Below are 23,109 nucleotides of genomic sequence, written 5' to 3' on the forward strand. Positions count from 1 at the left end.
GCAGACCATGATCTCTACCGGGCCACGTGCTCAGCAGAACTATCCGACAGCGGCGATCGAGAACAGGCCGGCGACGCCGAGTGCGTACAGCGCCAGGACCACCCAGGAGTCCAGCCCCATCCGAGCCGTGCGCCGCTCGGGCCGGAAGACCAGGCCCGCGGCGTAGACCAGGGTCAGCAGCATGGCAAGGGCGGTGAGATAGATGTCAGTGTCCTGGGCCTGTGGCAGGACTGATTGCCCCGAGATCAGACCCGCGAGCAGGAACAGGACGGGCAGGAACGCGTTGCCACCGAAGATGTCACTCATCGCCAGCTGGTAGTCACCCTGGCGCACCGACGTCAGACCGGTCGACAGCTCGGGCAGAGAGGTCGCCGCCGCCAGGACGGTGGCGCCAAAGAGCACACCAGACAAACCGATGTCACCGGCGATGGCGTCTCCACTGCGCTCCAGGACCACGCCGGCGACGAGGGTGACCAAGGCCGCGACCCCGAACACGATCGCGGCACGCGAGGTCGCCACGCCCTTCTCGGTGGCCTTCTGCTCTGTCTGTGCTCGGGAGTGGCCACGCGGGGGGTCCTGGTTGTCAGGGGCCTCGCCGGCCTCGTGCCAGGGCAGAGACTGGCTGGCCCGGCGCAGCAGCAGCAGACCGACCACCCACAGCCCCGCGATCAGCACCGCGCCGGGCTCGAGCCGAAACACGATCAGGTCCGCCGGCAACTGGCTGCCGGCCACGACCACGGCAAGGATCGCGACCACCAGCACGGCCTCCAGGACCAGGACGAGCGATGCTGCCCGGTAGGTGAGGGGTCGGGCTCCCCTGACGCCGAAGGCGTCGAGGAGGACCAAGACGACGGTCTGTATGGCGATCCCGCCCAAGATGTTGCCGACCGCGACCCCGACGTTCCCGGCCAACGACGCGCTGACCACGATGGCAATCTCCGGCAGGTTGGTCGCAACCGCGAGCAAGACCAGGCCTCCGAGCGCGGAGCCCAAGCCGAGCCGGGTGGCCAACACGTCGGTCTGCCTCGACAACTGCACACCAGCGACCCAGATGGCACCCGCAGCTCCGACGAAGATCAACAACAACCAGGCGAGCGGGAGCGTGGACACAGATCTCCTGGATGCGTGACGACAATGCAAGACAACGATAGTCGAGTCCGATCATCGACGGGACGCGACCACCCGGGCCACACCCCAGCATCCGCCCCACCCACGCGAGGCAGTTCAGTCGTGCCGCGGCTCAGCACCAGTCTCACGACGAGAACGCGTCTCGACCAAGGAGTCAACAATGAGCAAGGACACGAACATCACAGCACAACAAGCCTTTGGCGAGGCTGTCAACACTGGTGACCCTCACGGCTCTGCATGACTTGGTCGCCGACGGCAAGGTCGATCACGACCCCACCCCGGGCCAGGTGGACGGAGCGGCTGGCTTCGTGGCCTTCTTCAACGAGATGCGTGCTGCCTTCCCCGACCTCCATGTCGAGGTCGAGGTCGAGCACCTTGTGGCCGACGACGACAACGTCGCCTTCGCCTACACGCTGACCGGCACTCACGACGGGCCCGTCCAAGGCCACGGCACGACTGGCAAGCCGTTCGCGGTCCGCGGGGTGCAGATCAGCAAATTCGACGAGAACGCCACGCTCGTCGAGCGCTGGGGCGACACTGACGAAGCCGGCATCATGTCGCAACTCGGACTCGCCTGAGCATCGCACCGGCAGACACCGACGGCAGGTCCATTGACGGTGTGCGCTCCTGCCGTACCAAAGCTGCTACGCCAACGCAGGAGTCCCCCGTCACCGGCCAGTCGGGGTATGCCCATCGAGCCAGCGCCTGACCAGACGGGTCGGCCGTCGCGGTGAGTCGGGCTCTGGAACACGCCGAGACGGCGAGGTCAAGTCCCCGGTGGTGGTGTAGAGCTGCGTGATCCTGGGCGGCTCGCGCATGAGGTTCGGTCGCGGGTCCCAAGGCGGTCTCACAACATCGCGGCGGCGACCGCGAAGCCACCCGCGCAGGCGCCCAGTCCGAGGGCCAGGCTTGCGACACTGTTGGCTGCGGCGGTCAGGACCGACCCTTGCTCGAGCAGCCGGATGGTCTCGAACCCGAAGGTAGAGAAGGTCGTGAGCGCTCCGCAGAGCCCGGTGCCGACCAACGTCAGCACCCACCCCGGCGCCCCGAGGTCGATGACCGCGGCTGCGGTGACGCCCAAGATCAGGGAGCCGAGGACGTTGACGGTGAAGGTGCCCCAGGGGAAGACGCTGTCGTGTCGGGACTGCACGAACAGGTCGGTGAGGTAGCGCAGGGGCGCGCCGATCGCGCCGCCGAGCAGCACCATCGCGACCGTCACCGGTGGTCCTCTGCTCGTCCGGACGGGCGGCGGCCGGCGTACCGGACGACCTCGACCGGGTCCAGGATCACCAGCCCCTCGATCTCAAGTCCTCCAGCTCGGGGAGGAAGGCCCGGATCCGTTCCTCGGCGTCGACGATGCATATTGCGACGGGGAGGTCCTCGCTCAGCGACAACAGCCGGGTGGTGGGGATGTAGTTGGACTTGCCGAACCCCTCGATGCCGCGCAGGACGCTGGCGCCGGCGAGTCCAGCCCGGTGTGCCCGGTGCACGATCTCGGTGTAGACCGGGTGGTGGTGGGTCTGGTCGGACTCCCCCACCATGATGGTCAGCCTGGTCGCAGGCCCTTCTAGCGTCATGAATTCCTCACTTGGTAATCGGTGGGCTCGATGGTGGACTGCTCGGGGTGCCGACGCCGTCGTCGGCGCGGCCATCCGAACGCCACCATGCGTGCGGAAGCGATGCCGAGCCACACCGCGCACAGCCCGACCAGCAGCGACCCGCCCAGATAGGTGAAGGCGGTGACCAGCTGGCCCTCGGCGAGCAAGTGCCGGGTCTCCAGCATGTAGGCCGAGAACGTCGTGTAGCCGCCCAGGACGCCGACGCCGAGGAAGGGGCGCAGGTAGCGACGTGGTGGCCACACGTCGAGTACGAACACCATCAGCGCGCCGAGGGCGAAGCCCCCGGAGATGTTCTCGATGAACGTCGCCCACGGAAAGGTCGAGCCCGTCCACGGGACGAGTGCCCCGACACCCCACCGGGCCAGGCTCCCCAGGGCTCCGCCGGCACTGATGGCCAGCAGCACGTCCCACCGCGACCTCAGAAAGGAGAGCCAACGGTGCGGCCCGTTCGCGACGGTGTCCGTCGCCGTGTCGGGATCCATGGGGAGGTTGACCAGGCGATCGACCGCCATGGGGTCATTGCTTTCGGGCACACGAACTCCTACCTGTCTCAGGTAGGGACTGTTGGTGGCCCGGCGCCACGGTTGTCGGCGAGCCCCACCGCCATCGTGTGCGCCCATGCTAACCAACTCCGGGCCACGCGGGCGACCCGACCGCCCGGACACGTCACCGCCCCCACGCAGCGTCTGAGAACGCTGGCGACATCGCCGCAGGCTCAGGCCGGGGCGCGCAGGAGGTGGCCGGAGAACACACCCCGCCCGGTACGAACCGCCACCGTGCCCCAAGCGACCAGGAGACCGGTGTAGAAGACCACTGCGGCGAACACCAGAAAGTGCGCACCCGTAATGGCTGCCAGTCCTGACGTCCCGGTGACGACCGTGCCGACCGGGAAGGTGAAGGACCACCAAGTCAGCGAGAAGGGCATGCCTGCTCGCACGGTGCGGATCGTGATGGCGATCGCGAGCGCCAGCCACAACATGGCGAACCCCCACATGGGTGCGCCATAGACGAGCCCCACGGCCTCGAAGGCGCGCCCATACGGTGCGGGGTAGACGTCGACAGCTGTCGCGCCGAGGGTGTGCGCGGCGGTGATCGACTGGCCGAGCGGGCCGAGCACGATCCACAGCGTGGGCACCGCGGCGGCGGCCCCGACCTTGTGGTGCACCAACCGGCTCCAGATCATCGTGATCACGACCAGGCTGGCCACGATGGTCAGGCCGAACATCATCGTGCAGGCCAGCTGCATGCTGAGCTGCCACTGACCGGCGGGCAGGTGGGGCAGCAGCAGCGGACCGGTGGCCGCGCTGACCATGGGCGGCACGACGGGCATCAGCCAGCCCCCGAAGGCCGCGTCCTGCTTCACCTCGTGGGTGGTGAAGGCCTTGTAGGGCACCGCCACCGCGGTCCAGAGACCGAGCAGGGTGCCGGCAGTCCAGAGCACGAAGTCCATGCCCACGGCTGTGCCCTGGCCGACTAGCGGCTGACCGACCAGCAGGGCGCCTGCCCCGACGGTCATCAGCGCCATGGCCGGGGCGCCGTAGAAGTGCGACATCGCCGGGTCGTCGAGGTGTCCCCGCGCGGTGCGGGGGTGCTGCGTCCAGTGGATGAGCGTGGCCATACTGATGACAGCGAGCAGGATCACGTCGAGCACCCACACGGCCCGTGCGAAGAGCAGCAGACCGGGGACCTCGACGGGCAAGGTCGCGGCGGCGTTCGCGACGATGCCGGTGCCCATCACCGAGGCGAACCAGTTCGGACCGATAAATCCGAACGCGGGCCGTCCCTCGAGAGCGCTCAGGAAGGTACGACGATCCGCGGGGCGCACGCTGGAGCTGGTGCGGGATTCGAGAATGCTCATGACTTCAGTCTGCGAGCGCGCACAGTCGCTCAGTAGTCCCCGCCCAGCTGTGCATCCACAACCAAGGCTTGTGACTACCGGTAAGTTTGCCCTGTGTCTTCCCATCTTCCCGATCTCGATGGACTGCGGCTGCTCGTAGGCATCGCCCGCCATGGCAGCATCGGTGGCACGGCACGCGCCAACGGCATGAGCCAGCAGGCCGCGTCCGAACGTGTGCGGGGAATGGAGGCCCAGACAGGGCTGACGCTCGTGCGACGCGGCGCACGTGGATCACAGCTCACCGAGGCCGGCGTGGTCGTAGCCGAGTGGGCGGCGCGGCTGCTCGATCTAGCCGACGAGGTAGACACCGCGATCGAGGGGTTGCGCGGCGACCGCAGTCGCGAGCTCGTGGTGTGGGCCAGCATGACGATCGCGGAGAGTCTCATCCCCCGCTGGCTGGTGCAGTTGCGCCAACGACAGCTTGGCGAGGGCTACCGGGCGACGGCTGTGAGTCTCAATGCCTCCAACAGCCGAGACGTGGTCGAAGCGGTTCGCGCAGGAACAGCCCACGTGGGCTTCGTCGAGGGAGTCGAGGCGCCGGCGGCGGTGCGGTCGGTGACCGTCGCCCAGGACGAGCTCGTTCTGGTCGCGGCGGCCGGCACACCGCTGAGTCGACGACGCACCCCGCTGTTGCCCGAGGAGGTGGCAGAACTTGCGCTGACCAGTCGTGAGCAGGGCTCGGGAACCCGCGAGGTTCTTGAGATCGCCTTGGCCAAACATGGCTTGGCGGTGGGCGACCCGGAGGTGGAGCTCACCACCGCGACCGCCGTCCGCGAAGCAGTCCTTGCCGGCAGCGCGCCGGCGTTCCTCAGCCGTCGCGTCGTCGCGCGCGACGTGGATTCCGGGAGCCTGAGCGTCGTGGCCGTACTGGACCTCGATCTGCGACGGTACTTCCGCGCCGTCTGGGTCGGAACCAAGAACCCGCCGGCCGGGGTAGTGCGTGACCTCGTCGCGATCGCGCGTGCGGCTGAGCGCTGACCACCAGAGCGCCTACACAATGAACTGGTGGCCCACGAAGTGGAGCCGGGTGCGGGCACATGGCTCGCCGCTGGTTCGGCATAGGGTTTCCTTTGTGACGTCGCCGCCGCATGTACGGGATGAGCAGGCGTTCCCGCTCCCGCTGGCCGCCGGATTCGCGGGCATCTGCCTGGCTGTCGGTGTTGCGCCCGTGGGCTGGAGCGGACACCGTGCTGGCTGACCCCGCCAGCAAACGAGCGCGCGTCCACGACGACCCGGTTGGCCGCTTGAACGAGCTCGCCGAACGGTGGCGGTTAGCAGGCCCGAGCAGTTCCAGGTTCGTGCCCTGGTTCGACCCCGACGGCGCGGGCACCCGCGCCCAGGTCCTGCTGCTGATGGAGGCGCCGGGGCCCAGGACGGTCGCCGCGGGCGACCTCGGCTTCAGTTCGCTCGACAACGACGATCCCACCACCCGTCAGGTCCGTCGGGCGCTGACCCCCTCCAGGCTCGACCCGGCGCAGTGCCTGCGGTGGAACGTCGTCCCCTGGGCGTTGACCGGACCTGATGGTCGGCGCCGCAGCCCCCGGGTCGATGACCTGGAAGACGCCCGGCCCGCCTTGAGCGCGCTGCTCGCCGAGCTGGTCGACCTCCGGGTGGTCGTGCCCCTCGGCAGCGCGGCGCTCGAGGGCTGGATGAGGTACCTCACGCTCGCCGAGCATCCGGTCGTCGTCCCCACCCTGGCCGTTCCCCATCCCTCACCCGTCAACGGACACCGGCGCCAGGAGGCTCTCCAGCGGACCACCGCCGCACTGGAACGAGCCGCAGATCTCTGCCGGTGAGCGGCCCACTCCCTGGTGCGAAGCCAATTGCCGCCGACCCCTCGTAGGCGCACGTCGGCCACCAGGCGACCTACTGTGGCGGACATGCTCGGGACTCTGAGGCGAACCGCAATGACAACTCTCGTCGTGCTGGCCCTCGCCAGCTGCGGAGGGGCACCCGAGACGACCAGCAGCCCGGCTGGCGACTCCTCGGGACAGACGATCTCCGTGGCCGGCTCCCCAGCGCTGAGATGGGGCGAGGGCGACTACGGGGTCGTCCTCGCGCACGGCGCCGCCTTCGACGCTGCCAGCTGGGAGGAGCAAGCCGTCGCGATCGCCGACCAGGGAGCCACCGTGGTCGCGGTCGAGGACATCGACTCCGATGCGATTCGCGCCGCGGTAGAACTGCTGCAGGATCAGGGAGTCGCTGACGTTGCGCTCGTCGGGGCCAGCGCTGGGGCCGATGCCATCCTCGATCTCGCGAGCCAGGACCCAGGTCTGGCCGATCAGCTGATCTTGCTGTCGCCGAACGCAACGGTCGACGGTCTCGGGGAGGAGCCGAAGCTCTTCGTGGCCAGCGAGGACGAGCCCGTGGCCAACGTCTCGACGGAGCTGGCCGCCTCCTCCCCCGGTGAGGAGAACGAGGTGACGATCCTGCCGGGCTCGGCCCACGCGCAGAACATCTTCGCCACAGACCAGGCCGGTCCGGTCCTCGAGGCGATGCTCCAACGCCTCAAGCGCTTCGCTGCCCCATGAGACCGCGCGGAGCAGACGTGCGTGGCGCGACACGGTGAACCGATCCGGAGCGCGAGTCGTACCCAGGATCGTGAGATCGCTGCGCCCTGGCTCTCGGGCACCCGGAAGGACGACGGCCGAGGCCGACGAGCGGGTGCTGACCGAGCTCTACCTACGGCACGGGACGGCCCTGATGACCTTCGTGCTGCGCCTGGTCGATGACCGGGGCCGGGCCGAGGACGTCGTGCAGGAGACGATGCTGCGCGGCTGGCGCAATCTCGACCGAATTGATCCGACCCGCGGCGACCCGCGGGCCTACCTGTTCGCGGTGGCCCGCAACCTGGTGATCGATCTGTGGCGCGCCGACGAGCGCCGCCCACGACTCGTCGGCGACGACGACACCGTCGCGGCGCAGGCGGTCGGTGACCGTGCGGACGCGCTCGTCGACGCCTACGTCGTCGTGCAGGCGCTGGACCGGCTCTCACCCGAGCACCGGGCCGTGGTCGACGAGCTCTACTACCGCGGTGCCACGGTCACCGAGGCCGCGACCACCCTCGGACTGCGCCCGGGCACCGTGAAGTCACGCTCGTACTACGCGATCCGCATCCTGCGGACCGCATTCGAGGAGATGGGAGTCGAGCGATGAACAAGCACGAGGAGGACCGGGCCCACACCCGGCTGCGCGAGCTGCTGGGTCCCTACGTCCTGGGCGGTCTCGACGCCGACGACCGGGCCCAGCTCGAGTCCCACCTGCCGACCTGCGCGCCGTGTCGCGACGAGCTCGCGACGTACGCCGGGCTGCCGGCGCTGCTGCGGGCCGGGGCGCCCGCATCCGCGCTCCGCGTGACTCCCGACGCCGGCCTGGGGGACGCGATCGAAGCCCTGCGGACCCGTCGTCGACGCCGGCTGCTCCTCACCGCTGCCGCCGCGGTCGTGCTGGTCGCGGGAGCGGGTGCCGGCACGGCGGTGGTCCTCGGACCCGATGAACCGGTCTCCACGACCCTCGCCCTGAGCGCCCCGGCGGGCGTGAGCGCAACCGGAGCAACCTCATTGAGGGCCAAGCCGTGGGGCACGTCGGTCGACCTCGACCTGCGGGGGCTCCCACAAGACGAGCAGTTCGTCGCCTGGCTCGTCTCGCCCGAAGGGGAGCGCCAGCAGGTCGCCACCTGGGGATCGACCGACAACGGCGAGGCGCAGGTGACCGGGGCCGCCGCACTCGCCCCCCAAGACGTGGCCCAGGTGCGCGTCACCGACTCCGACGGCGATTTAGTGCTCTCCACCGCAACCAGGTGAACCGATCCGCGGGAGACGGCGTACTCCTGCCTGACATCCGACGAAAGGGACCCACCATGAAGAAGACCGCCACCGCCCTGACCGCTCTCACCGTGACCGCAGCGCTCGCCGGCACCTACGCCGCCACCGCCGGCGGCGCCTCCGCCACCCCTGGACCGGGCCACCGCGACCGCCAGCAAGCGGCCAAGACCGTGGACGTCGAGATCCTCGCCCCCGGACGCGGCGACAACGCCGGCATCGGCGGAGCCGGGTGGTTCGTCGACCTCGACATCGAATTCGACGACACCTCGCTCGCTGGCACCGGATTCACCGCCAACCAGCTGACCGGTCCGCTCGCGCACAACAACACCGCTCCGTTCCCCGGCACCTTCTCCACCGGAACCGACGACCGGATGCCCGGCCTGGTCGTGCTCACCAGCACCACCAACAACACCCTGCCCGGCTTCTCCGGCCCGGGAACCAACCTGGCCAACCTGTTCAACCTCACCGGCGTCACCGACCGTTCCAAGAACGACGTCGAGCTCAGGGACACCTGGATCGTCGGCGCCCCGATCGCCGGCAAGGACGTCACCACCACGCTGACCGTCGCCGTCATCGACGACCTGAACCACGACGGCATCTACAACGACGCACCCGCCGTCGTCACCGACCAGAACGCCGACGGCCGCATCGACCGCCGCGACCTCGAAGCCATCGGCGTCGCCTCCAAGGTCGAGACAGTCGACTTCCGCATCAACGGCGCGCCCTGAGGCGAATCTGAATCCACCTACCGCCGACGGGCACCGCTGCACCCCAAGGCGCATGCCTCGCAATTGGAGTGAGGCAACCCAAGGGGCACCGCACTTCAGCCGGACGGGGAAGGCAGAATCAGTAAGAGGCCTGACCGCCTACCCGAAGCCTCGATGAGCGCCACAACCCTCGCCAGCACCGTGCCAGCTTTCGCGCATGATCACCACGGGCCGTCACCGGAGCACTGGCCGGCGTCAGATCCCTCCGAACCCGCCTCTGACCTGCTGTTTCACTTTGTAGCGGGGGCAGGATTTGAACCTGCGACCTCTGGGTTATGAGCGGCGCGTTGAGGCGGCGTCCTTTTGTGTCGCGGACCCAAGCTCAGCGATCTCTAATGAACCACCGTTGGGTCGTTGATCCAAAACTGACCACGACGGAACGGTCGGTGACGGGGATTGCGGGCTTATGCGCTGACCTGCACTGAAGTCATGGACGTTCGGTGTCCTCTAGCGCCTGTTGCGGTTGTTCTGCGGACTCCCTGCGGACTGCACACCGTCCCGGCCACGGCCATCGGTGAACCGAGGACCTGGCACAAGCGCCCGACACTGCCGAAAGTCGGGCTCGACATCAGTCGCCTGCGGGTACTTCAGGGTTCTCCCGACGAATCTTAACGATGACGTGCTCGCGAAGTGGCGTTGAAGTGTGTCCGTGGCCATGGCGTGGTCTGCGCTACGAGGTGCTCCAGGTCGTCGGCCGACACCGCGTGGTCGCAGCTGTGACAGGTGAGGGTGAGGAGCATGACGGCGGTCCCTAGTGGGTGCTGCTGGAGGTTGGGTTATGCGCCGAGTCCTGGTCTGAACCCATGAAATCAGCCACGGAGACGACCAACCCGCCGAGCATGAACGCAGTAATGGCTGCGACAAGCGTGCTGGTGGCAAGGGACGGAGTGTGTGCCCGGAACCCCTCGGTCGGGCCGCTCGCACCGTGGTACTCGTGGGTCAGGGCGTGGCCCTTGCCGTGGGCAAGCAGGTACTTGTTGACCGGGTAGGCCGCGAACCCGGCCACGGTCAGCGCAATCGCCATGCCGACCCAGAAGGTGACGTTCACGAGCCCCGCGTCCATCGCGCCTGGGATAAGGGCCATGACCACGTTGTCGGCGACCTCCATGGTCGCGATCGAGACGGTGTCGGCGGCAAGGACGACGCTGAGCGCGGTAGCGACACCGAGTCCGGCCTTGAGCAGCGGCAGCGTGGACAGGGTGTAGCCGAACACGAACGCCAAGGCGATCGACAACACGATGGTCCACCCGTTGCTCAGCCCGGCGGCGGTGCCGATCATGAGCCCGGCGATCTCACCGATCGCGCAGCCGGTGAGGCAGTGCAGCGTGGCGCTGACGGCCATTGCGCGGTTAGCCATCGACCCATTGTCATGGTGCCCGCCGTGCCCGCCGTGCCCGCCGTGCGCCTCGTGTTCGGTGTGGTGGTCGGTGTGGTGGCTGATGTGGGTCTGGTGAGGCGTGTCGCTCATCGCTCGTCGCTCCGTTCGTGGCATCGGTCAGATGTCGGGCCTAACGGGTACCCAGGGGGGGTATATTCCGGTGGGTGAACAGTCCTCGATAACATGGCCGCAGGAGGTGACACCATGACCACCGCCGCGGCAAACCGGCCTGATGCTGAACAGGACCGCGAACGCGCGCGCCTCGGACTCGTCGTCGCTGTCGCCGCCATCGTTCTCGGGATCCTCGCGATGCATGTCCTCACGGCTCACGGGACCCATCACGGTCCGGGCATGACCCGCATGAGCGCGATGCCCAGCACCAACTCGTCAGTCCCGACGGCCGCCACAAACGGCATGAGCGGCATGAGCGGCATGAGCGGCATGAGCCACCGCTACGGGGCCTCGTCCTCCGCCTCCCACACCGCCCTTACCCCTGCTGTCGATGCGCCCGCAGTCGCCGCCACGGGCGACGGTCACGGCGGTCAGACGGGTTCCATGGTCATGCTCTGCGCCGTCATGCTCGCCGCCGCAGCCGGAGCAACTCTCCTCCTTCTTGCGCTTGGCCGTACCAGTGCAACCTGGCGCACCAGCCTTCCCGCTTTTTGCGCCGTCATCACACGAACGACAGCCCGCCTCGCGACCGGACCACCACCGACATGGGAGTTCTCCGTCATCAGGTGCTGACAGGTAGCCAGCCGCCTTCCCGCGACAACGCCGAGGCGCGGCACGCGACCCCACCCGTCAGCACCCAACAGGAGAACCCATCATGCGCACCAACCGCACCGTCCGTACGTCTCGCGCCCTTGGCGCAACCGCCCTCGGCCTCACCCTCGCCTTCACCGTCGCTGCCTGCGGCGACGACACCGGCGACCCGAACTCGGCGAGCACCGAGCCGTCCGCAACCGAGCACAACGACGCCGACGTCACCTTCGCCTCCGACATGCTCCAGCACCACGCACAGGCACTGTCAATGGTCGACCTGACCCAGGGCCGCACCCTCGACCCCGAAGTCCAAGCCATCGCCGATGAGATCCGTGAGGCTCAGGCACCCGAGATCGAGAGCTTCAGCAGCTGGCTCACCGACTGGGACGAAGAAGTCCCCGCCACCATGCGCGACCACGCCAACGCCGACCACGACATAGACGACTCCGGCGACATGGGTGACTCGATGGAAGGCATGGACACCGACATGCCCGGCATGATGAGCGCCAACGAGATGACCGCCCTGGAATCCGCCCCCGACTCCGAGTTCCAGGACATGTGGCTCACCATGATGATCGAGCATCACACCGGAGCCGTGCAGATGGCGAACACTGAGACAGAAGGTGGTCAGTACAAGCCCGCTATCGACCTCGCCAGGAACATCATCGAGTCGCAGAGCGCAGAGATCGAGACCATGAAGACACTGCTCGACTGAGATCTAGTTGGCCGTGAGTGCTCGACGGTCTGACGCCGAGCACTCACGGCGATAGGTCCGTGAGCAGGACGCCAGGTTGTAGAGCCACGCCACGACTGTCCGCTCGGCTCGTCAGAACGCCAAACGCCCGATCATGCCGCCGTAGGGGCGCAACGCGACGTCGTGACCATTCCCCTCAGGACCAGGAGCCTGCTGCAAACTTGGCAAGTCGACTCCGAGAATCTGACGAGCAAAGGAGTTGAAGTTGCGTATTGGCCTAGGCTGCACTTGGTCCGCAATCAGTCCGCAAACCTGTCCGCAAAAACTGCTCGTCGACGGCCTCGAGCGAAATCCACGCGATGACGAAGCCGGTCCAGGTTGCCCGAGGGCCAGCAGTCCGCAAATAGTCCGCATCAGAGCCACGACCGACCGATTGAGACCACAAATGGTCATCACCGTCGCATCGTCACTCCGAGACGTTCGTCCAGGTCAGAGGGGGTTTTCGGCAATGACCGTCGACCTCCAGCAGTTTTCTAGAACGGCAAATTTGGCCTTATGAGTCCTCTGCTCTGACCGGCTGAGCTACCGCCCCGTGGCGCGCCCACGCTAGTGCACCTCCGACCGTGCCCGCCCCTGCGGGTGCCGCGGTCCGGTGGCGCCCGTGCCAGCCTCGGCGAGGTGGGGCAGGTGCGCGTCGGTGTCTCCGGGTGGAGCTACCCGCACTGGCGCGGCGACTTCTACCCGCCCGGCCTGCGCCAGCGCGACGAGCTGCAGTGGTGCGCCGAGCGGATGGGGGCCATCGAGCTCAACGCCTCGTTCTACGCCCTGCAGCGGCCCACGTCGTACGCCGCCTGGCGCGACGTCCTCCCGCCCGGTGTCGAGCTCGCCGTCAAGGGCAGCCGCTTCATCACCCACCTGAGGAAGCTGCGCGACGTCGAGGTGCCGCTGGCCAACTTCCTGGCGAGCGGGCTCCTCGCCCTGGGCGATGCCCTCGGCCCGGTGCTGTGGCAGCTGCCGGAGCGGCTGTCCTTCGACCCCGACCGGATGGAGGCGTTCCTCGACCTGCTGCCGCGGTCCACGGCCAGGGCCGCGGAGGTCGCCGCCCGGCACGACGACCGGCTGGCCGACGACCGTGCCCTGACCACCGCCACCGTCGACCGGCCGCTGCGCCACGTGCTCGAGCCCCGCCACCCCAGCTTCGGCGAGCCGGCGGCCCTCGCGCTCCTGCGCCGGCACGGAGTGGGCTGCGTCGTCGCCGACTCCGCGCAACGGTGGCCCCAGCTCGACGCGGTCACCAGCGACGTCGTCCACGTCCGGCTGCACGGCGAGGGCGAGCTGTACGCCGGCGGCTACTCCCCCGGGTCGCTGGACCGGTGGGCGGAGCGGTGCCGGGCGTGGGCCCGGGAGGCCGACGTGTACGTCTTCTTCGACAACGACGCCCGCGGGCGAGCGCCGTGGGACGCGTTGGCCCTGCAGGAGCGGTTGTCTTGAGCCGAGCCGGCCCGGGCCGCAGGTGCCGGGTCAGTCGGCGGCGGCCGAGCCGGTCGTCCCCTCGCCGTCGACGGGGTTCCACGCGCACACGTCGACCGGGTTCTCCGCCCGCCGCACCTTGGGCGTCCCCGCCGGCCGTCGCGGCGGGTCGAGGGCGTTGGCCACGGTCTCGCGCACGTAGTCGTAGTCGGGGTCGCTGGAGCTGAACTGCGCGGACGGCTTGAACACGACCGAGCGGATCTTGCCCTCCTTGACCTTGAGCATCAGCTGCACGAAGTCCTGCGCGATGCGCCGGGGGATGTCGGTGTAGACGATCTCGCTGCCGGCCTTGACGATGTCGACGTAGCGGGTGAAGAGCGTGGCGGGGTCGGCCGCCTCGATCATCGCGTCGATGGCGCAGCGCTGGCGGTCCATGCGGGCGTAGTCGTCGGAGCTGTAGCGACCTCGCGCGAACCACAGGGCGTGGAAGCCGTCGAGGTGCTGCTCGGGGCCGGGCTCGAGCCACCCGGTCGGCTCGATGCCGGCGGACTGGTTGCCGTTGATCGCGACCCGCTCGTTGATGTTGACCGTGATGCCACCGAGGGCGTCGACGACGGACTGGAAGCCCTTGAGGTTGACCAATAGGTAGTAGTCGACCGGGATGCCGAGACTGCCCTCGACCGCCTGCTTGACGGCGTCGGCACCCTCGTTGTCGCTCGTGCCGAGGACGCCGGGGTGCAGCTGTGGCACCTGGCCGTAGATCGCGTTGAGCATGTCGAAGCCGTCGTCGCCCTGGCCGGTGCGGAAGCCGTCGGGGTAGAGGTCGTGCAGCGGCGAGCCCTCGGGGAACTGGGCGTACATCATGTTGCGCGGGAGGCTGAACATCACCGTGCGCCCGCTGCGGGTGTCGATGCTCGCGAGGATCACCGAGTCGGTGCGCACGCCCGTGCGGTCGTCGCCGCCGTCGCCGCCGAGCAGCAGCACGTTGACCCGCTCCTGCCCGGCCCAGGGGTCCTCGGCCGTCACGCCCCGGGGCGCCGTGGCGCTCTCGGGGTTCTCGTCGAGCACGTCCTCGACCCCGTTGGCCGTCACGGCGGCGTACTGCGCCGCGCGGACGACGGGGGCGGCGCCGACGAGCACGAGCGCGACCACCAGCACGTTCCCGAGCACGGTGTGCGAGCGCGGCCGCACCCGGGGACGGATCATCCGGTGGGAGGTGACCACCACGAACGCCCAGGCCAGCAGAGCCAGTCCGAGCCCGACCGCGGCCAAGCGGACGGCGGTGGGGTTGAAGGCCAGGTCGAGCGCCTGGTCGAGCCCCCGGCCGAAGTACCAGACCAGCCCGCCCACCGCGCCGAGCCAGGCGAGCAGCACGACCGCGCCGAGCGCGCGGCGCCCGGTGAGGAGGTAGCCGGAGCCGGGGACGAAGGCCCCGAGGGTCGTCAGCCCGACCGTGCCGGCCAAGCCGCGGGCGCGGCGCCGCTCGCGGCGGGCGCGCGCTCCCCCCGTGCTCCGGCCGAGCCGCCCCGGCCACCGCGACGACCGCGCGGCCCGGCGGCTGCCGCCGGCCGGACGGGACTCGGGGTCGTTGCCCACCGGGTCGCTCATGCGTGGTGGCTCATCTCGGTGGGACGTCCTCGCGTCGGGAGGGCGCACATTCGCGCGCCGGGCGGTCCGGCGCCACAAACTAGCACCCGGGTGGCGTGCGGACCCGGCACTCGGGCCGGTGGCGCCCGGGTCTCAGCGCGGCCGGCGGGGCAGCTCGTCGCCGGCCGCGGGGGCCGAGCGGTCCAGGGCGCCGAGGTTGGCCACCACGGCCGCGGCCGGCGGGATCACCGCAGCCACGATCGTCATCACGACCGCGGCCGTCGTCGACCACAGGCGCACCAGGTTCCACGCCAGCAGGATGAGCACCACGCAGGTGCCCATCATCCAGAAGTACGCACGCCGGCGGGTCGCCCTCTCCACGCCCTCGACGGTACGCCGCAGACGCACGAGGGCCCGGACCGCCGTGGCGGCCCGGGCCCTCGTCGCTTGCTCCCCCGGTTGGACTCGAACCAACAACCCTCCGGTTAACAGCCGAATGCTCTGCCAGTTGAGCTACAGGGGATCGTGCGGGCCATACGTTAGCAAGGCCCGCGCGGCATCCGAAACCGGGATGCCGCTCGCCTACTTCAGGCTCATGAGCGGGCTCTGGATGACCTTGGTCCCGATGCGGCGGTCGACCAGCTTGCCCCGTCCCTGCGGCATCGGCTCGAACTTGTTGCCGTGCAGGGCCACGCCCTCCTCCTTGGAGCCCGAGAGCAGGACGCCGGGCGTGCCCAGCTCCTTGAGGCGCTTCTGGATGGGCTCGAAGCCGCCCGTCCCGGAGCCACCGGCGGCCCGGCTCAGCACGACGTGCAGGCCGATGTCGCGCGCCTGCGGGAGGAACTCGAGCAGGGCGTGCATCGGGTTGGGCTGCATCGCCGCGATCATCTCGTAGTCGTCGATGAGCAGGAACAGCTTGGGCCCCTCCCAGCGCGGGACCTCCTGGGCCGTCGGGTCGACCTTGATCCCGGCCAACCGCTCGCGCAGCGCGGCCGCGATCTGCTTGACCATCTCGGGCGCGTCGGCGGAGTTCATCACGTAGGCCAGCTGGTGCCCGGTCGTGATGGCGCCGAGCATGCCGCGGCGGTAGTCGAAGGTGACGATCTTGGCCTGCTTGGGCGTGTAGCGCGTCGTGATGCCCCGGGCGATCGTGCGCAGCAGGTTGGACTTGCCGGACTCGACGTCGCCGAGCACGAGGAAGTGCGGCTCGGCGTCGAAGTTGACGAACACCGGCGAGAGCGTCTCCTCGTCGATGCCGATCGGCAGCGCGTTGCGCTCCGGATCGGGGGCCGGCAGCTCGGCGTACGGCATCTTGCGCGGGAGCAGCCGCACCTGCGGCGCGGCCGGGCCGGACCACGCGCCGCTGATCTGCTTGACCAGGTCGGCGACGCCGTCGCCGAGGGTGCTGGGGTCGTCGGAGCCGTCGATGCGCGGCAGCGCGGTCAGGTAGTGGAGCTTGTTGCGGCTCAGGCCGCGACCGGGCGACTTCTCCGGGACGTTCTTGGCCGCCCGGCGGTCGACGTCGGACTCGGCCGGGTCGCCGAGCCGGAGCTCGAGCCGGGTCGTGATGAGGTCACGGATGGCCGGTCGCAGCTCGAGCCACCGCTGGATCGAGACGACGATGTGCACACCGAATCCCAGGCCGCGCGTGGCGATCTGGGTGATCTGGGACTCGAGGTCCTCGTGGTCGGAGCGGATCGTGCCCCAGCCGTCGACGACCAGGTACACGTCGCCGAACCCGTCGCCCGGCAGCCGCCCGGCCTGGACCATCCGCCGGTAGGTCTGCATGGAGTCGATGCGGTGCTCGGTGAACGTCGCCTCGCGGGCGTCGAGCAGGGCCCGCATCTCCGCGACGGTGCGGCGCAGGCGCTCCGGGTCGAGCCGGGTCGCGACCGACCCCACGTGCGGCAGGTCGCCGAGACTGGTCAGCGTGCCGCCGCCGAAGTCGATGCAGTAGAACTGCGCCTCCTGCGGGGTGTGGGTCAGGGCCAGGCTGCAGATGAGCGAGCGCAGCATCGTGCTCTTGCCGCTCTGGGGGCCGCCCACGACCACCATGTGCGAGTTGGACACGTTGACCCACAGCGGGTCGCGCCGCTGCTCGAAGGGCTTGTCCTCGATGCCGACCGGCGCGCTCAGGAAGCGGGCCGGGTCCTGGCGCTGCGGGTGCAGGCCGCGGGGGCTGGTGACCAGCTGCGGCAGCAGCGCGTCGAGCGACGGCGGCGCGTCGAGGGGCGGCAGCCAGATCTGGCGGGCCGGCGCCCCGTGCCCCCGCAGCCGGCCCACGATGATGTCCATCAGGGTCTCGCTCGGCCCTGTCGGCGCAGCCTCGACGACCTGCTCCTCGGGGGCCGCCTCCTCGTGCACCGGGATGTAGTCGACCTGGTAGGGCAGCACCCGGTCCTCGACCCGGGTGCCCGACCCGCCGGCGGTGACGGTCGTGGTGCGCTTGTACGGCGCCGACACGTACGCCGCCCGGAACCGCACCAGGCCCTCGGTGGCCTCCTTGAGGTAGCCGTGGCCGGGGGCGCTGGGCAGCTCGTAGGCGTCGGGCACACCGAGGACCGACCGGCTCTCGGCGCCGGAGAAGGTGCGCAGGCCGATGCGGTAGGACAGGTGGGTGTCGAGGCCGCGCAGCTTGCCCTCCTCGAGGCGCTGCGAGGCCAGCATGAGGTGGACGCCGAGCGAGCGGCCCAGGCGACCGATCATGACGAAGAGGTCGATGAAGTCGGGCTTGGCGCTGAGCAGCTCGCTGAACTCGTCGACGACGATGAACAGCGACGGCAGCGGCTCCAGGTCGGCGCCCTGCTCGCGGGCCTTCTCGTAGTCCTTGAGCGAGGAGTAGTTGCCCGCGGCGCGCAGCAGCTCCTGCCGGCGCACCATCTCGCCCTCGATCGCGTCCTTCATGCGGTCGACGAGGATGAGCTCGTCCTCGAGGTTGGTGATGACCGCCGAGGTGTGCGGCAGCACGTCGAGGCTGGCGAAGGTCGCGCCGCCCTTGAAGTCGACGAGCACGAAGTTGAGCATCTCGGGCGTGTGCGTCACGGCGAGGCCGAGCACGAGCGTGCGCAGGAGCTCGGACTTGCCCGACCCGGTCGCACCGATGGCCAGGCCGTGGGGGCCCATGCCGCCCTGGGCCGACTCCTTGATGTCGAGGTCGATGGGCTGGCCCGACGGCCCGATGCCGATCGGCACCCGGAGCCGGTCGCGTGGCGCGCGCGGGCGCCACGTCGTCGTGGCGTCGATCAGGTAGGGGTCGCCGAGCCGCAGCAGCTCGGGCAGCGTCATGTCGACGGTGAGCAGGTCGGTGGGCTCCTCGGCCGAGCCCGACGACATCCGGTAGCCCGACATGGAGCGGGCGAGGGTCTCGCACTCGACGAGCGAGAGGGCGTCGGGAACGCCGATGGTCGACCGGGTGACCTCGCCCTGGCGGCCCTCCTTGCGCACCATGGCGATGGAACCCCCGCCGAGCTCCAGGCGCAGGACGCCCTGGGTGCGGTCGGTGGGCAGCACGGCCCGGATGTCGATGACGGTCACGCCGGCGACCAGCCCGGAGGTCAGCTGGGCCTCGGGCGGCACGCGTCCACCGTCGAGGATCACCACGAGGTGGGGTCCGTCGGCCGTCGCCTCCGCCCCGAACCGGGGCCGGTTGCGCAGCGCGTCACCCATGTGGGACTCGATGGTCAGCAGGTCCTCGTTGACCAGGCGCACCTGGCCGACGGCGTCGTCCTCGTCGGCCAGGGCGTGCGGCAGCCACTTCAACCACTCCCAGCGGCCCGCGGCGGCGCGACCTGCACACACGGCGATGCGGACGTCGTCGGGCGTCTGCAGCGTGGCCAGCTGGGCCACCATCGCCCGGGCCAGGGCCCGGGCGTCCTCGACCGGCCCGTCGATGCTGACGAGGCCGAAGGCGCGCAGGGAGACCGCGACCGGCAGGTCGGAGACACGCTTGTGCGTGCTGACGAAGCGGCGCAGGGCACCGGAGGAGATGGGTTCCAGGTCCTCGACCGGCTTGGTCTCGGGCGTGACCAGTGCGACCGCGAGCCGCTGCGGGCCGCGGCCGATCCGGACGGCGAGGTGGTCGACGTCGCTGGCACGCCGCTCCCACAACCGGGTGCCCATGGCGATGCACCACAAGGTGGCCGGGTCGGGGTGGTGCCACAGCGCGGCCTTGCGCTGCTGGTCGGCCGCCTTGCGCACGCGTCGGCGTACCTGGACGAGGTAGCGCTGGTAGTCGCGGCGGTCGGCGTCGAGCTGCCGGCGCTTCTCCCCCGCCTGCCGTCCGATGCCGCCGAGGGCCATCGCGCCGAAGCTGATGGCCAGCATGCCCATCGCCACCATCTGCAGCGTGTTGTTGCCGCCGCCGCCCTGGCTGCGCACCGTCAGCATCAGGCCCATGCCGCCGGCACCGGCGAGCATCGGCAGCACCATCAACGCCTGGGCCGCGCCGCCGCCGACCGTGGTCTCGGGCAGCTCGGGCGGGGACTCGAGCACGATCTCGCCCCGCGGCTCAGCGGGCGCCTTCTGGCGCGCCGGGCGCCGGAACAGGTGAGTGCTCACGTGCACCTCCGAGGGGGTCACCGCGCCGTTCTCTGCCCGGTGGCGGCGCCAGGGCTGCGGATGGGTCAGGATGGTAACGACCGCCACCGACGACGTCCAAGGAGGTGCCGTGGCCGCCACTGCCACGACGAACCTGTGCCGGGTGACCGTGATGACCACGCAGACCCGCCTGGATCTCGCCGTCCCGCTCGACCTCACGGTCTCGGAGCTGATGGTGACGCTCCTGCGCACGCTCGGTCCCCAGGTCTCCGACCAGGGCGCCGCCGCCGGCGGCTTCGTCCTGCAGCGCGCCGCCGAGGCACCGCTCGACCCCGCGACCTCGCTGCGGGCCAGCGACGTGCGCGACGGTGACGTGCTGCACCTGCGCATGCGGTCGGCCCAGATGCCCGAGGTCGCGTACGACGACGTGCTGGACGCCGTGGCCACCGGGGTCCTGACCCGCTCGGTGCGCTGGACCGCCGACCACACCGCCCGGGCCTGCCTGGTCGGGATGTCCCTGCTGGCCGCCTTCGTCGTGGTGGCCGCGCTGCTGACCGGCCCCGGCTGGGCGGTGCCGGCCGCGGTCACGGGCGGGCTCGCCATCCTGCTGGTCGGCGCGGCGGTGGCCCTCGACCGGGCCTACCAGCAGCACGGCGCGGCGTTGACCGCGGCCACCTGGGCGGTCGTCGCCGGCACGGTCGCGGGCGCGATGGTCGTGGGCGGCGACGAGCAGCCGTGGGCGTGGGGCGTCACCCAGGTGATGCCGGCCGGAGCGGCCGCCGTCCTCGTCTCGGTCGTCTGCCTGGTCCTGCTCACGCGCGGCGTGCCCGGCTTCGTGGCCGTCACCGTCACCGGGCTGCTGACCGCGATCGGCGCCGCTGCGGCCGACCTCGGCGACTTCGACGTCGCCGCCACGGCCGCGTTCACCTCGGGCGTGGCCCTCCTGCTCTCGCCGCTGATCCCGATGGTGGCCTTCAAGCTCTCGCGCCTCGCGCTCCCCTTCGTGCCGACCGGCGCCGCCGACCTGCGGGCCGACACCAGCACCGTCGAGGGCACCCGCGTCCTGGCCCAGGCCGCGCGGGCCGACCAGTTCATGACGGGCCACGTCGTCGCGCTGGCCGCGGTCCTCGGGGGCAGCGCGGTCATCCTCTCCGGGGCCGGCACGGCCGCCCAGGTCCTGGCCGGCGTCGTGGTCGGCATCTGCCTGCTCCGGGCGCGGTTGTTCACCGGCCGCTCGCAGCGCACCTCGCTCCTGCTCGCGGGAGCCGTCGCCGCGGTGGCCGTCCTGGCCGACCTCGCCCTGCACACCGACGGCACGATGCGGCTGCTCGCCGTCGTGCTGCCCGCGGGCCTGCTGGCCCTCGGCATGCTCGCGCTCGGGATCGTGCTGCCTGGTCGCCGCTACAACCCGCCGAGCGGGCGCGCGGCCGACGTCGTCGAGGCCATCCTGGTGCTCTCCGTGCTGCCGCTGATCCTCGGCGTCATCGGTGTCTACGACTGGATCCGCGGCCTGCTCTGACCGTGGCCGTCCTGGTCCCGACCAGGCTCAGCGGGCACCGGAGTGCAGCACCGCCGAGCGCAGCACCTGGGCCTCGGTGGGTGTCGCGTCCACCCGGACCACGGCGGCCTTGCCACGGGTGACCACGGCGACGGCCTGGGCGGGCAGGCCCGCGGAGAGCTCGGAGGTGGTGCGCTCGTCGAGTCCCCAGACCCGAGCGGCGGCACCGGCGAGGTCGTGGTTGAGCACTCCGAAGACGGCGACGTCGGCCGAGGCGAAGGCCTGGACGAAGGCCAGCGCGAGGTCACGCCCGGCGGCGTGCGGCAGCGTGCGGACGTCGAGCAGGCACTGCCAGGCGCCGACCTCGCGCACGGCCCGCCGCTGCTCGGCCAGGTCGTCGACCACGACGAGCGGGCCCGAGTGGCCGGCGAGCGAGGTCTCCCCCGGCAGCAGCCGCGCGTCGGCGCCGTGCTGGAGCACAGGCGCCCACGCGGACGACCGGGCGCTCAGCACCCGCACAGGTACGCCGGACAGTGCCGAGCGCAGCGTCAGCAGCTGCGCCGCGAACCCACCCGAGAAGACGAGCACCCGCGTCGGCGTGGGTCGCAGCAGCCGCATGACGAAGGGTCCGCGTCGGCCCGAGCCGAGGTAGGCCCCGCTCAGGGCCGCGGGCAGCAGCGGGCCGTCCGGTGCCGGCTCCTCGATCGGCGGGGGGGTGCCGGCCGCACCGCGCGTGGCCGGGGCTCCGGTGAAGGGCGGCGGCGCGGCGTACGACGACGGGTCCTGGCCGCGGCCCGCGGCGTGGCGTGCCATCAGGCCACCCCTGCCGGGACGCCGAGCAACATGGTGGCGCGCAGCTCGGGCACCTGCTCCCCGGTCAACCGGTCCATCGAGAGGCCGCGCTCGCGGGCCATCCCCTCCAGCGCGCGGGCGGCGTCGCGCACGACGGGCTCGGGCCCGGTGACGCGCACGAGCACCCGGGTGACGGGCACGCGGTGCGGGGGCGGGCCGGGCTGGACCGCGACGGTCGTGGCCACGACCGGGGCGGCGAGGGACGCCGCGAGGTGGTCGACGTGCGCGACGGCCTCGGAGCCCCGCAGGGCGAAGGTCATCGAGGCCGACCCCCCGACGGCGACGTGGTCGGCGTGCTCGCGGGCCGGCGGGACCTGCCCGTCCGGACCGGGTGGCAGCGGGCCGAGGCTGCCGGCGTTGTGCATCTCGACCGAGCTCGCGGGGAGGCGGCGCACGACGACGCCCGCACCGTTCATGACCTCCTCGGCCCGGAGCACGCAGCGCCGGAGCACCTGCTGCACGGCCGCGCTCCCCCCGCGCCGCGAGATCACCTCGGCGGCGTACCGCGTGTCGAGCGTGAGCACCATGAACCGGGTGACGAGCCGGCTGACCGGACCACGGAGGCCGGGGGCCTGGCCGCCGCCGGGGGTGGGCGGCGAGAGGAGGGTGACGACCCGGACGCTGGACAACGGCACGTCCTCGACCGTGAGCAGGCGGACCAACCCGTCGACCGGCACCGGCGGGTCCTCGTTGAACACGTCCTGGAGGGGCAGCCCGAGCGCCACCGTCCACGTCGCGGCGTCGCGCACGGCGCCGACCGAGACTCCCCCGCTGCCGCGCGGGACCGTGACGACCTCGTAGGTCCCGCCGACGAGGGAGGCGATGCCGGAGCCGCGGAGCGCGCGACGGCGCGCCCGCATGCCGAGGGAGGAGCGCAGCGAGCGGTAGAGGCTGCGGCGGCGCCACGGCAGCAGCAGCACCAGGCACACGACGGCCACCGCGACGCCGACGGGGAGCCAGAGCCCCTCCTCGGCGAGGCCGACCAGCACGCCCGCCACCGCGACCTCCAGCAGCACGAGCTGGACGAGGACCGACCGCGACATGCGGCCGAGTATGCACGAAGCCGTAGGGTGTGGCGGGTCCCTGTCGTGCCGGAC

22 protein-coding genes and 1 tRNA gene are annotated in these 23,109 nt (G+C 70.7%); 11 read left to right on the forward strand and 12 right to left on the reverse strand.

The genetic code is table 11. The annotated features are described in order from the left end of the window. Positions 1–39 precede the first annotated feature (39 nt). On the reverse strand, positions 40–1,110 hold the full coding sequence (locus FJQ57_RS12220) for a sodium:calcium antiporter (RefSeq protein ID WP_139980677.1): 1,071 nt from the start codon (positions 1,108–1,110) through the stop codon (positions 40–42). Positions 1,111–1,346: 236 nt separating this feature from the next. On the opposite strand from FJQ57_RS12220, the gene FJQ57_RS12225 reads away from it, so the two are divergent. Continuing rightward, complete coding sequence (locus FJQ57_RS12225; protein WP_211348904.1) at positions 1,347–1,706, forward strand: ester cyclase; 360 nt, start codon at positions 1,347–1,349, stop codon at positions 1,704–1,706. A 269-nt stretch (positions 1,707–1,975) separates the two neighbouring features. Here FJQ57_RS12225 and crcB read toward each other — a convergent pair whose 3' ends face one another. From crcB to FJQ57_RS12245, 4 genes are all read right to left on the reverse strand, one after another. Next, positions 1,976–2,347: a fluoride efflux transporter CrcB gene (crcB, locus tag FJQ57_RS12230; protein WP_139980679.1), complete on the reverse strand. Its 372-nt coding sequence runs from the start codon at positions 2,345–2,347 to the stop codon at positions 1,976–1,978. A 67-nt stretch (positions 2,348–2,414) separates the two neighbouring features. Beyond that, a complete protein-coding gene (locus FJQ57_RS12235) occupies positions 2,415–2,669 on the reverse strand; it encodes a DUF190 domain-containing protein (protein ID WP_246081779.1) in 255 nt (84 codons plus the stop codon). A gap of 32 nt (positions 2,670–2,701) precedes the next feature. Next, the gene (locus FJQ57_RS12240; protein ID WP_211348905.1) at positions 2,702–3,280 is read right to left on the reverse strand and encodes a fluoride efflux transporter FluC; all 579 of its coding nucleotides are present in this window, start codon (positions 3,278–3,280) and stop codon (positions 2,702–2,704) included. A gap of 182 nt (positions 3,281–3,462) precedes the next feature. Further along, entirely contained in the window at positions 3,463–4,605 is a 1,143-nt protein-coding gene (locus tag FJQ57_RS12245; RefSeq protein ID WP_139980681.1) for a TDT family transporter, read from the reverse strand. 93 nt (positions 4,606–4,698) lie between these two features. On the opposite strand from FJQ57_RS12245, the gene FJQ57_RS12250 reads away from it, so the two are divergent. The 6 genes from FJQ57_RS12250 to FJQ57_RS12275 all read left to right on the forward strand — a co-directional run bounded on the left by FJQ57_RS12250 (position 4,699) and on the right by FJQ57_RS12275 (position 9,196). Beyond that, positions 4,699–5,622 carry a LysR family transcriptional regulator gene (locus FJQ57_RS12250; protein ID WP_139980683.1) on the forward strand — a complete coding sequence of 308 codons (924 nt, stop codon included), beginning with the start codon at positions 4,699–4,701 and terminating at the stop codon, positions 5,620–5,622. 266 nt (positions 5,623–5,888) lie between these two features. Then, positions 5,889–6,440: a uracil-DNA glycosylase gene (locus tag FJQ57_RS12255; protein ID WP_170215389.1), complete on the forward strand. Its 552-nt coding sequence runs from the start codon at positions 5,889–5,891 to the stop codon at positions 6,438–6,440. A 126-nt stretch (positions 6,441–6,566) separates the two neighbouring features. Beyond that, positions 6,567–7,175 (forward strand): alpha/beta hydrolase, encoded by a 609-nt coding sequence (locus FJQ57_RS22975; protein WP_211348906.1) that lies wholly within the window; start codon positions 6,567–6,569, stop codon positions 7,173–7,175. A gap of 133 nt (positions 7,176–7,308) precedes the next feature. Further along, on the forward strand, positions 7,309–7,800 hold the full coding sequence (locus FJQ57_RS12265; RefSeq protein WP_246084129.1) for a sigma-70 family RNA polymerase sigma factor: 492 nt from the start codon (positions 7,309–7,311) through the stop codon (positions 7,798–7,800). After that, positions 7,797–8,447, forward strand: a complete 651-nt coding sequence (locus FJQ57_RS12270) for an anti-sigma factor family protein (RefSeq protein ID WP_139980687.1) — start codon at positions 7,797–7,799, stop codon at positions 8,445–8,447. Before FJQ57_RS12265 ends, FJQ57_RS12270 begins: the two co-directional genes overlap by 4 nt. A 56-nt stretch (positions 8,448–8,503) precedes the next feature. Further along, a complete protein-coding gene (locus FJQ57_RS12275; protein ID WP_139980689.1) occupies positions 8,504–9,196 on the forward strand; it encodes a hypothetical protein in 693 nt (230 codons plus the stop codon). A gap of 790 nt (positions 9,197–9,986) precedes the next feature. On the opposite strand, the gene FJQ57_RS12280 is transcribed toward FJQ57_RS12275, so the two are convergent. Then, a complete protein-coding gene (locus FJQ57_RS12280; protein WP_246081780.1) occupies positions 9,987–10,703 on the reverse strand; it encodes a DUF4396 domain-containing protein in 717 nt (238 codons plus the stop codon). Between the two features lie 114 nt (positions 10,704–10,817). Here FJQ57_RS12280 and FJQ57_RS12285 point away from each other — a divergent pair, with 114 nt between their 5' ends. The 3 genes from FJQ57_RS12285 (at position 10,818) to FJQ57_RS12295 (ending at position 13,560) form a co-directional block, all read left to right on the forward strand. Next, positions 10,818–11,357: a hypothetical protein gene (locus FJQ57_RS12285; RefSeq protein ID WP_139980691.1), complete on the forward strand. Its 540-nt coding sequence runs from the start codon at positions 10,818–10,820 to the stop codon at positions 11,355–11,357. 82 nt (positions 11,358–11,439) lie between these two features. Continuing rightward, positions 11,440–12,090, forward strand: coding sequence for a DUF305 domain-containing protein (locus tag FJQ57_RS12290; RefSeq protein ID WP_139980693.1), 651 nt, complete (start codon positions 11,440–11,442; stop codon positions 12,088–12,090). Positions 12,091–12,747: 657 nt separating this feature from the next. Beyond that, positions 12,748–13,560 carry a DUF72 domain-containing protein gene (locus tag FJQ57_RS12295; RefSeq protein ID WP_139980695.1) on the forward strand — a complete coding sequence of 271 codons (813 nt, stop codon included), beginning with the start codon at positions 12,748–12,750 and terminating at the stop codon, positions 13,558–13,560. A gap of 30 nt (positions 13,561–13,590) precedes the next feature. Here the strand turns inward: FJQ57_RS12295 and FJQ57_RS12300 are convergent, their stop codons facing one another. From FJQ57_RS12300 to eccCa, 4 genes are all read right to left on the reverse strand, one after another. Next, positions 13,591–15,147, reverse strand: coding sequence for an LCP family protein (locus FJQ57_RS12300; protein ID WP_139980697.1), 1,557 nt, complete (start codon positions 15,145–15,147; stop codon positions 13,591–13,593). Positions 15,148–15,279: 132 nt separating this feature from the next. Beyond that, positions 15,280–15,507 (reverse strand): DUF3099 domain-containing protein, encoded by a 228-nt coding sequence (locus FJQ57_RS12305; protein WP_139980699.1) that lies wholly within the window; start codon positions 15,505–15,507, stop codon positions 15,280–15,282. Positions 15,508–15,576: 69 nt separating this feature from the next. Further along, a tRNA-Asn gene (locus FJQ57_RS12310) sits at positions 15,577–15,649 on the reverse strand. Between the two features lie 59 nt (positions 15,650–15,708). Beyond that, positions 15,709–19,683 (reverse strand): type VII secretion protein EccCa, encoded by a 3,975-nt coding sequence (gene eccCa, locus FJQ57_RS12315; RefSeq protein WP_139980701.1) that lies wholly within the window; start codon positions 19,681–19,683, stop codon positions 15,709–15,711. Between the two features lie 109 nt (positions 19,684–19,792). Here eccCa and eccD point away from each other — a divergent pair, with 109 nt between their 5' ends. Then, complete coding sequence (eccD, locus tag FJQ57_RS12320) at positions 19,793–21,181, forward strand: type VII secretion integral membrane protein EccD (protein WP_170219418.1); 1,389 nt, start codon at positions 19,793–19,795, stop codon at positions 21,179–21,181. Between the two features lie 27 nt (positions 21,182–21,208). On the opposite strand, the gene FJQ57_RS12325 is transcribed toward eccD, so the two are convergent. Together FJQ57_RS12325 and FJQ57_RS12330 are read right to left on the reverse strand one after the other, a co-directional pair. Next, positions 21,209–21,973 (reverse strand): hypothetical protein, encoded by a 765-nt coding sequence (locus FJQ57_RS12325; RefSeq protein ID WP_139980705.1) that lies wholly within the window; start codon positions 21,971–21,973, stop codon positions 21,209–21,211. Beyond that, on the reverse strand, positions 21,973–23,055 hold the full coding sequence (locus FJQ57_RS12330) for a type VII secretion protein EccE (RefSeq protein WP_139980707.1): 1,083 nt from the start codon (positions 23,053–23,055) through the stop codon (positions 21,973–21,975). Before FJQ57_RS12330 ends, FJQ57_RS12325 begins: the two co-directional genes overlap by 1 nt. Positions 23,056–23,109: the final 54 nt, after the last annotated feature.

Origin of the sequence: Nocardioides litoris, assembly GCF_006346315.1 — a bacterium.
Lineage (GTDB): Bacteria > Actinomycetota > Actinomycetes > Propionibacteriales > Nocardioidaceae > Nocardioides > Nocardioides litoris.

Coding starts and splice junctions, on each gene's coding strand:
- FJQ57_RS12290 (WP_139980693.1), top strand. CDS start 11,440: ATGCGCACCAACCGCACCGTCCGTACGTCTCGCGCCCTTGGCGCAACC.
- FJQ57_RS12270 (WP_139980687.1), top strand. CDS start 7,797: ATGAACAAGCACGAGGAGGACCGGGCCCACACCCGGCTGCGCGAGCTG.
- FJQ57_RS12275 (WP_139980689.1), top strand. CDS start 8,504: ATGAAGAAGACCGCCACCGCCCTGACCGCTCTCACCGTGACCGCAGCG.
- FJQ57_RS12330 (WP_139980707.1), bottom strand. CDS start 23,055: ATGTCGCGGTCGGTCCTCGTCCAGCTCGTGCTGCTGGAGGTCGCGGTG.
- FJQ57_RS12235 (WP_246081779.1), bottom strand. CDS start 2,669: ATGGTGGGGGAGTCCGACCAGACCCACCACCACCCGGTCTACACCGAG.
- FJQ57_RS12245 (WP_139980681.1), bottom strand. CDS start 4,605: ATGAGCATTCTCGAATCCCGCACCAGCTCCAGCGTGCGCCCCGCGGAT.
- FJQ57_RS12285 (WP_139980691.1), top strand. CDS start 10,818: ATGACCACCGCCGCGGCAAACCGGCCTGATGCTGAACAGGACCGCGAA.
- FJQ57_RS12300 (WP_139980697.1), bottom strand. CDS start 15,147: ATGAGCGACCCGGTGGGCAACGACCCCGAGTCCCGTCCGGCCGGCGGC.
- FJQ57_RS12280 (WP_246081780.1), bottom strand. CDS start 10,703: ATGAGCGACACGCCTCACCAGACCCACATCAGCCACCACACCGACCAC.
- FJQ57_RS12325 (WP_139980705.1), bottom strand. CDS start 21,973: ATGGCACGCCACGCCGCGGGCCGCGGCCAGGACCCGTCGTCGTACGCC.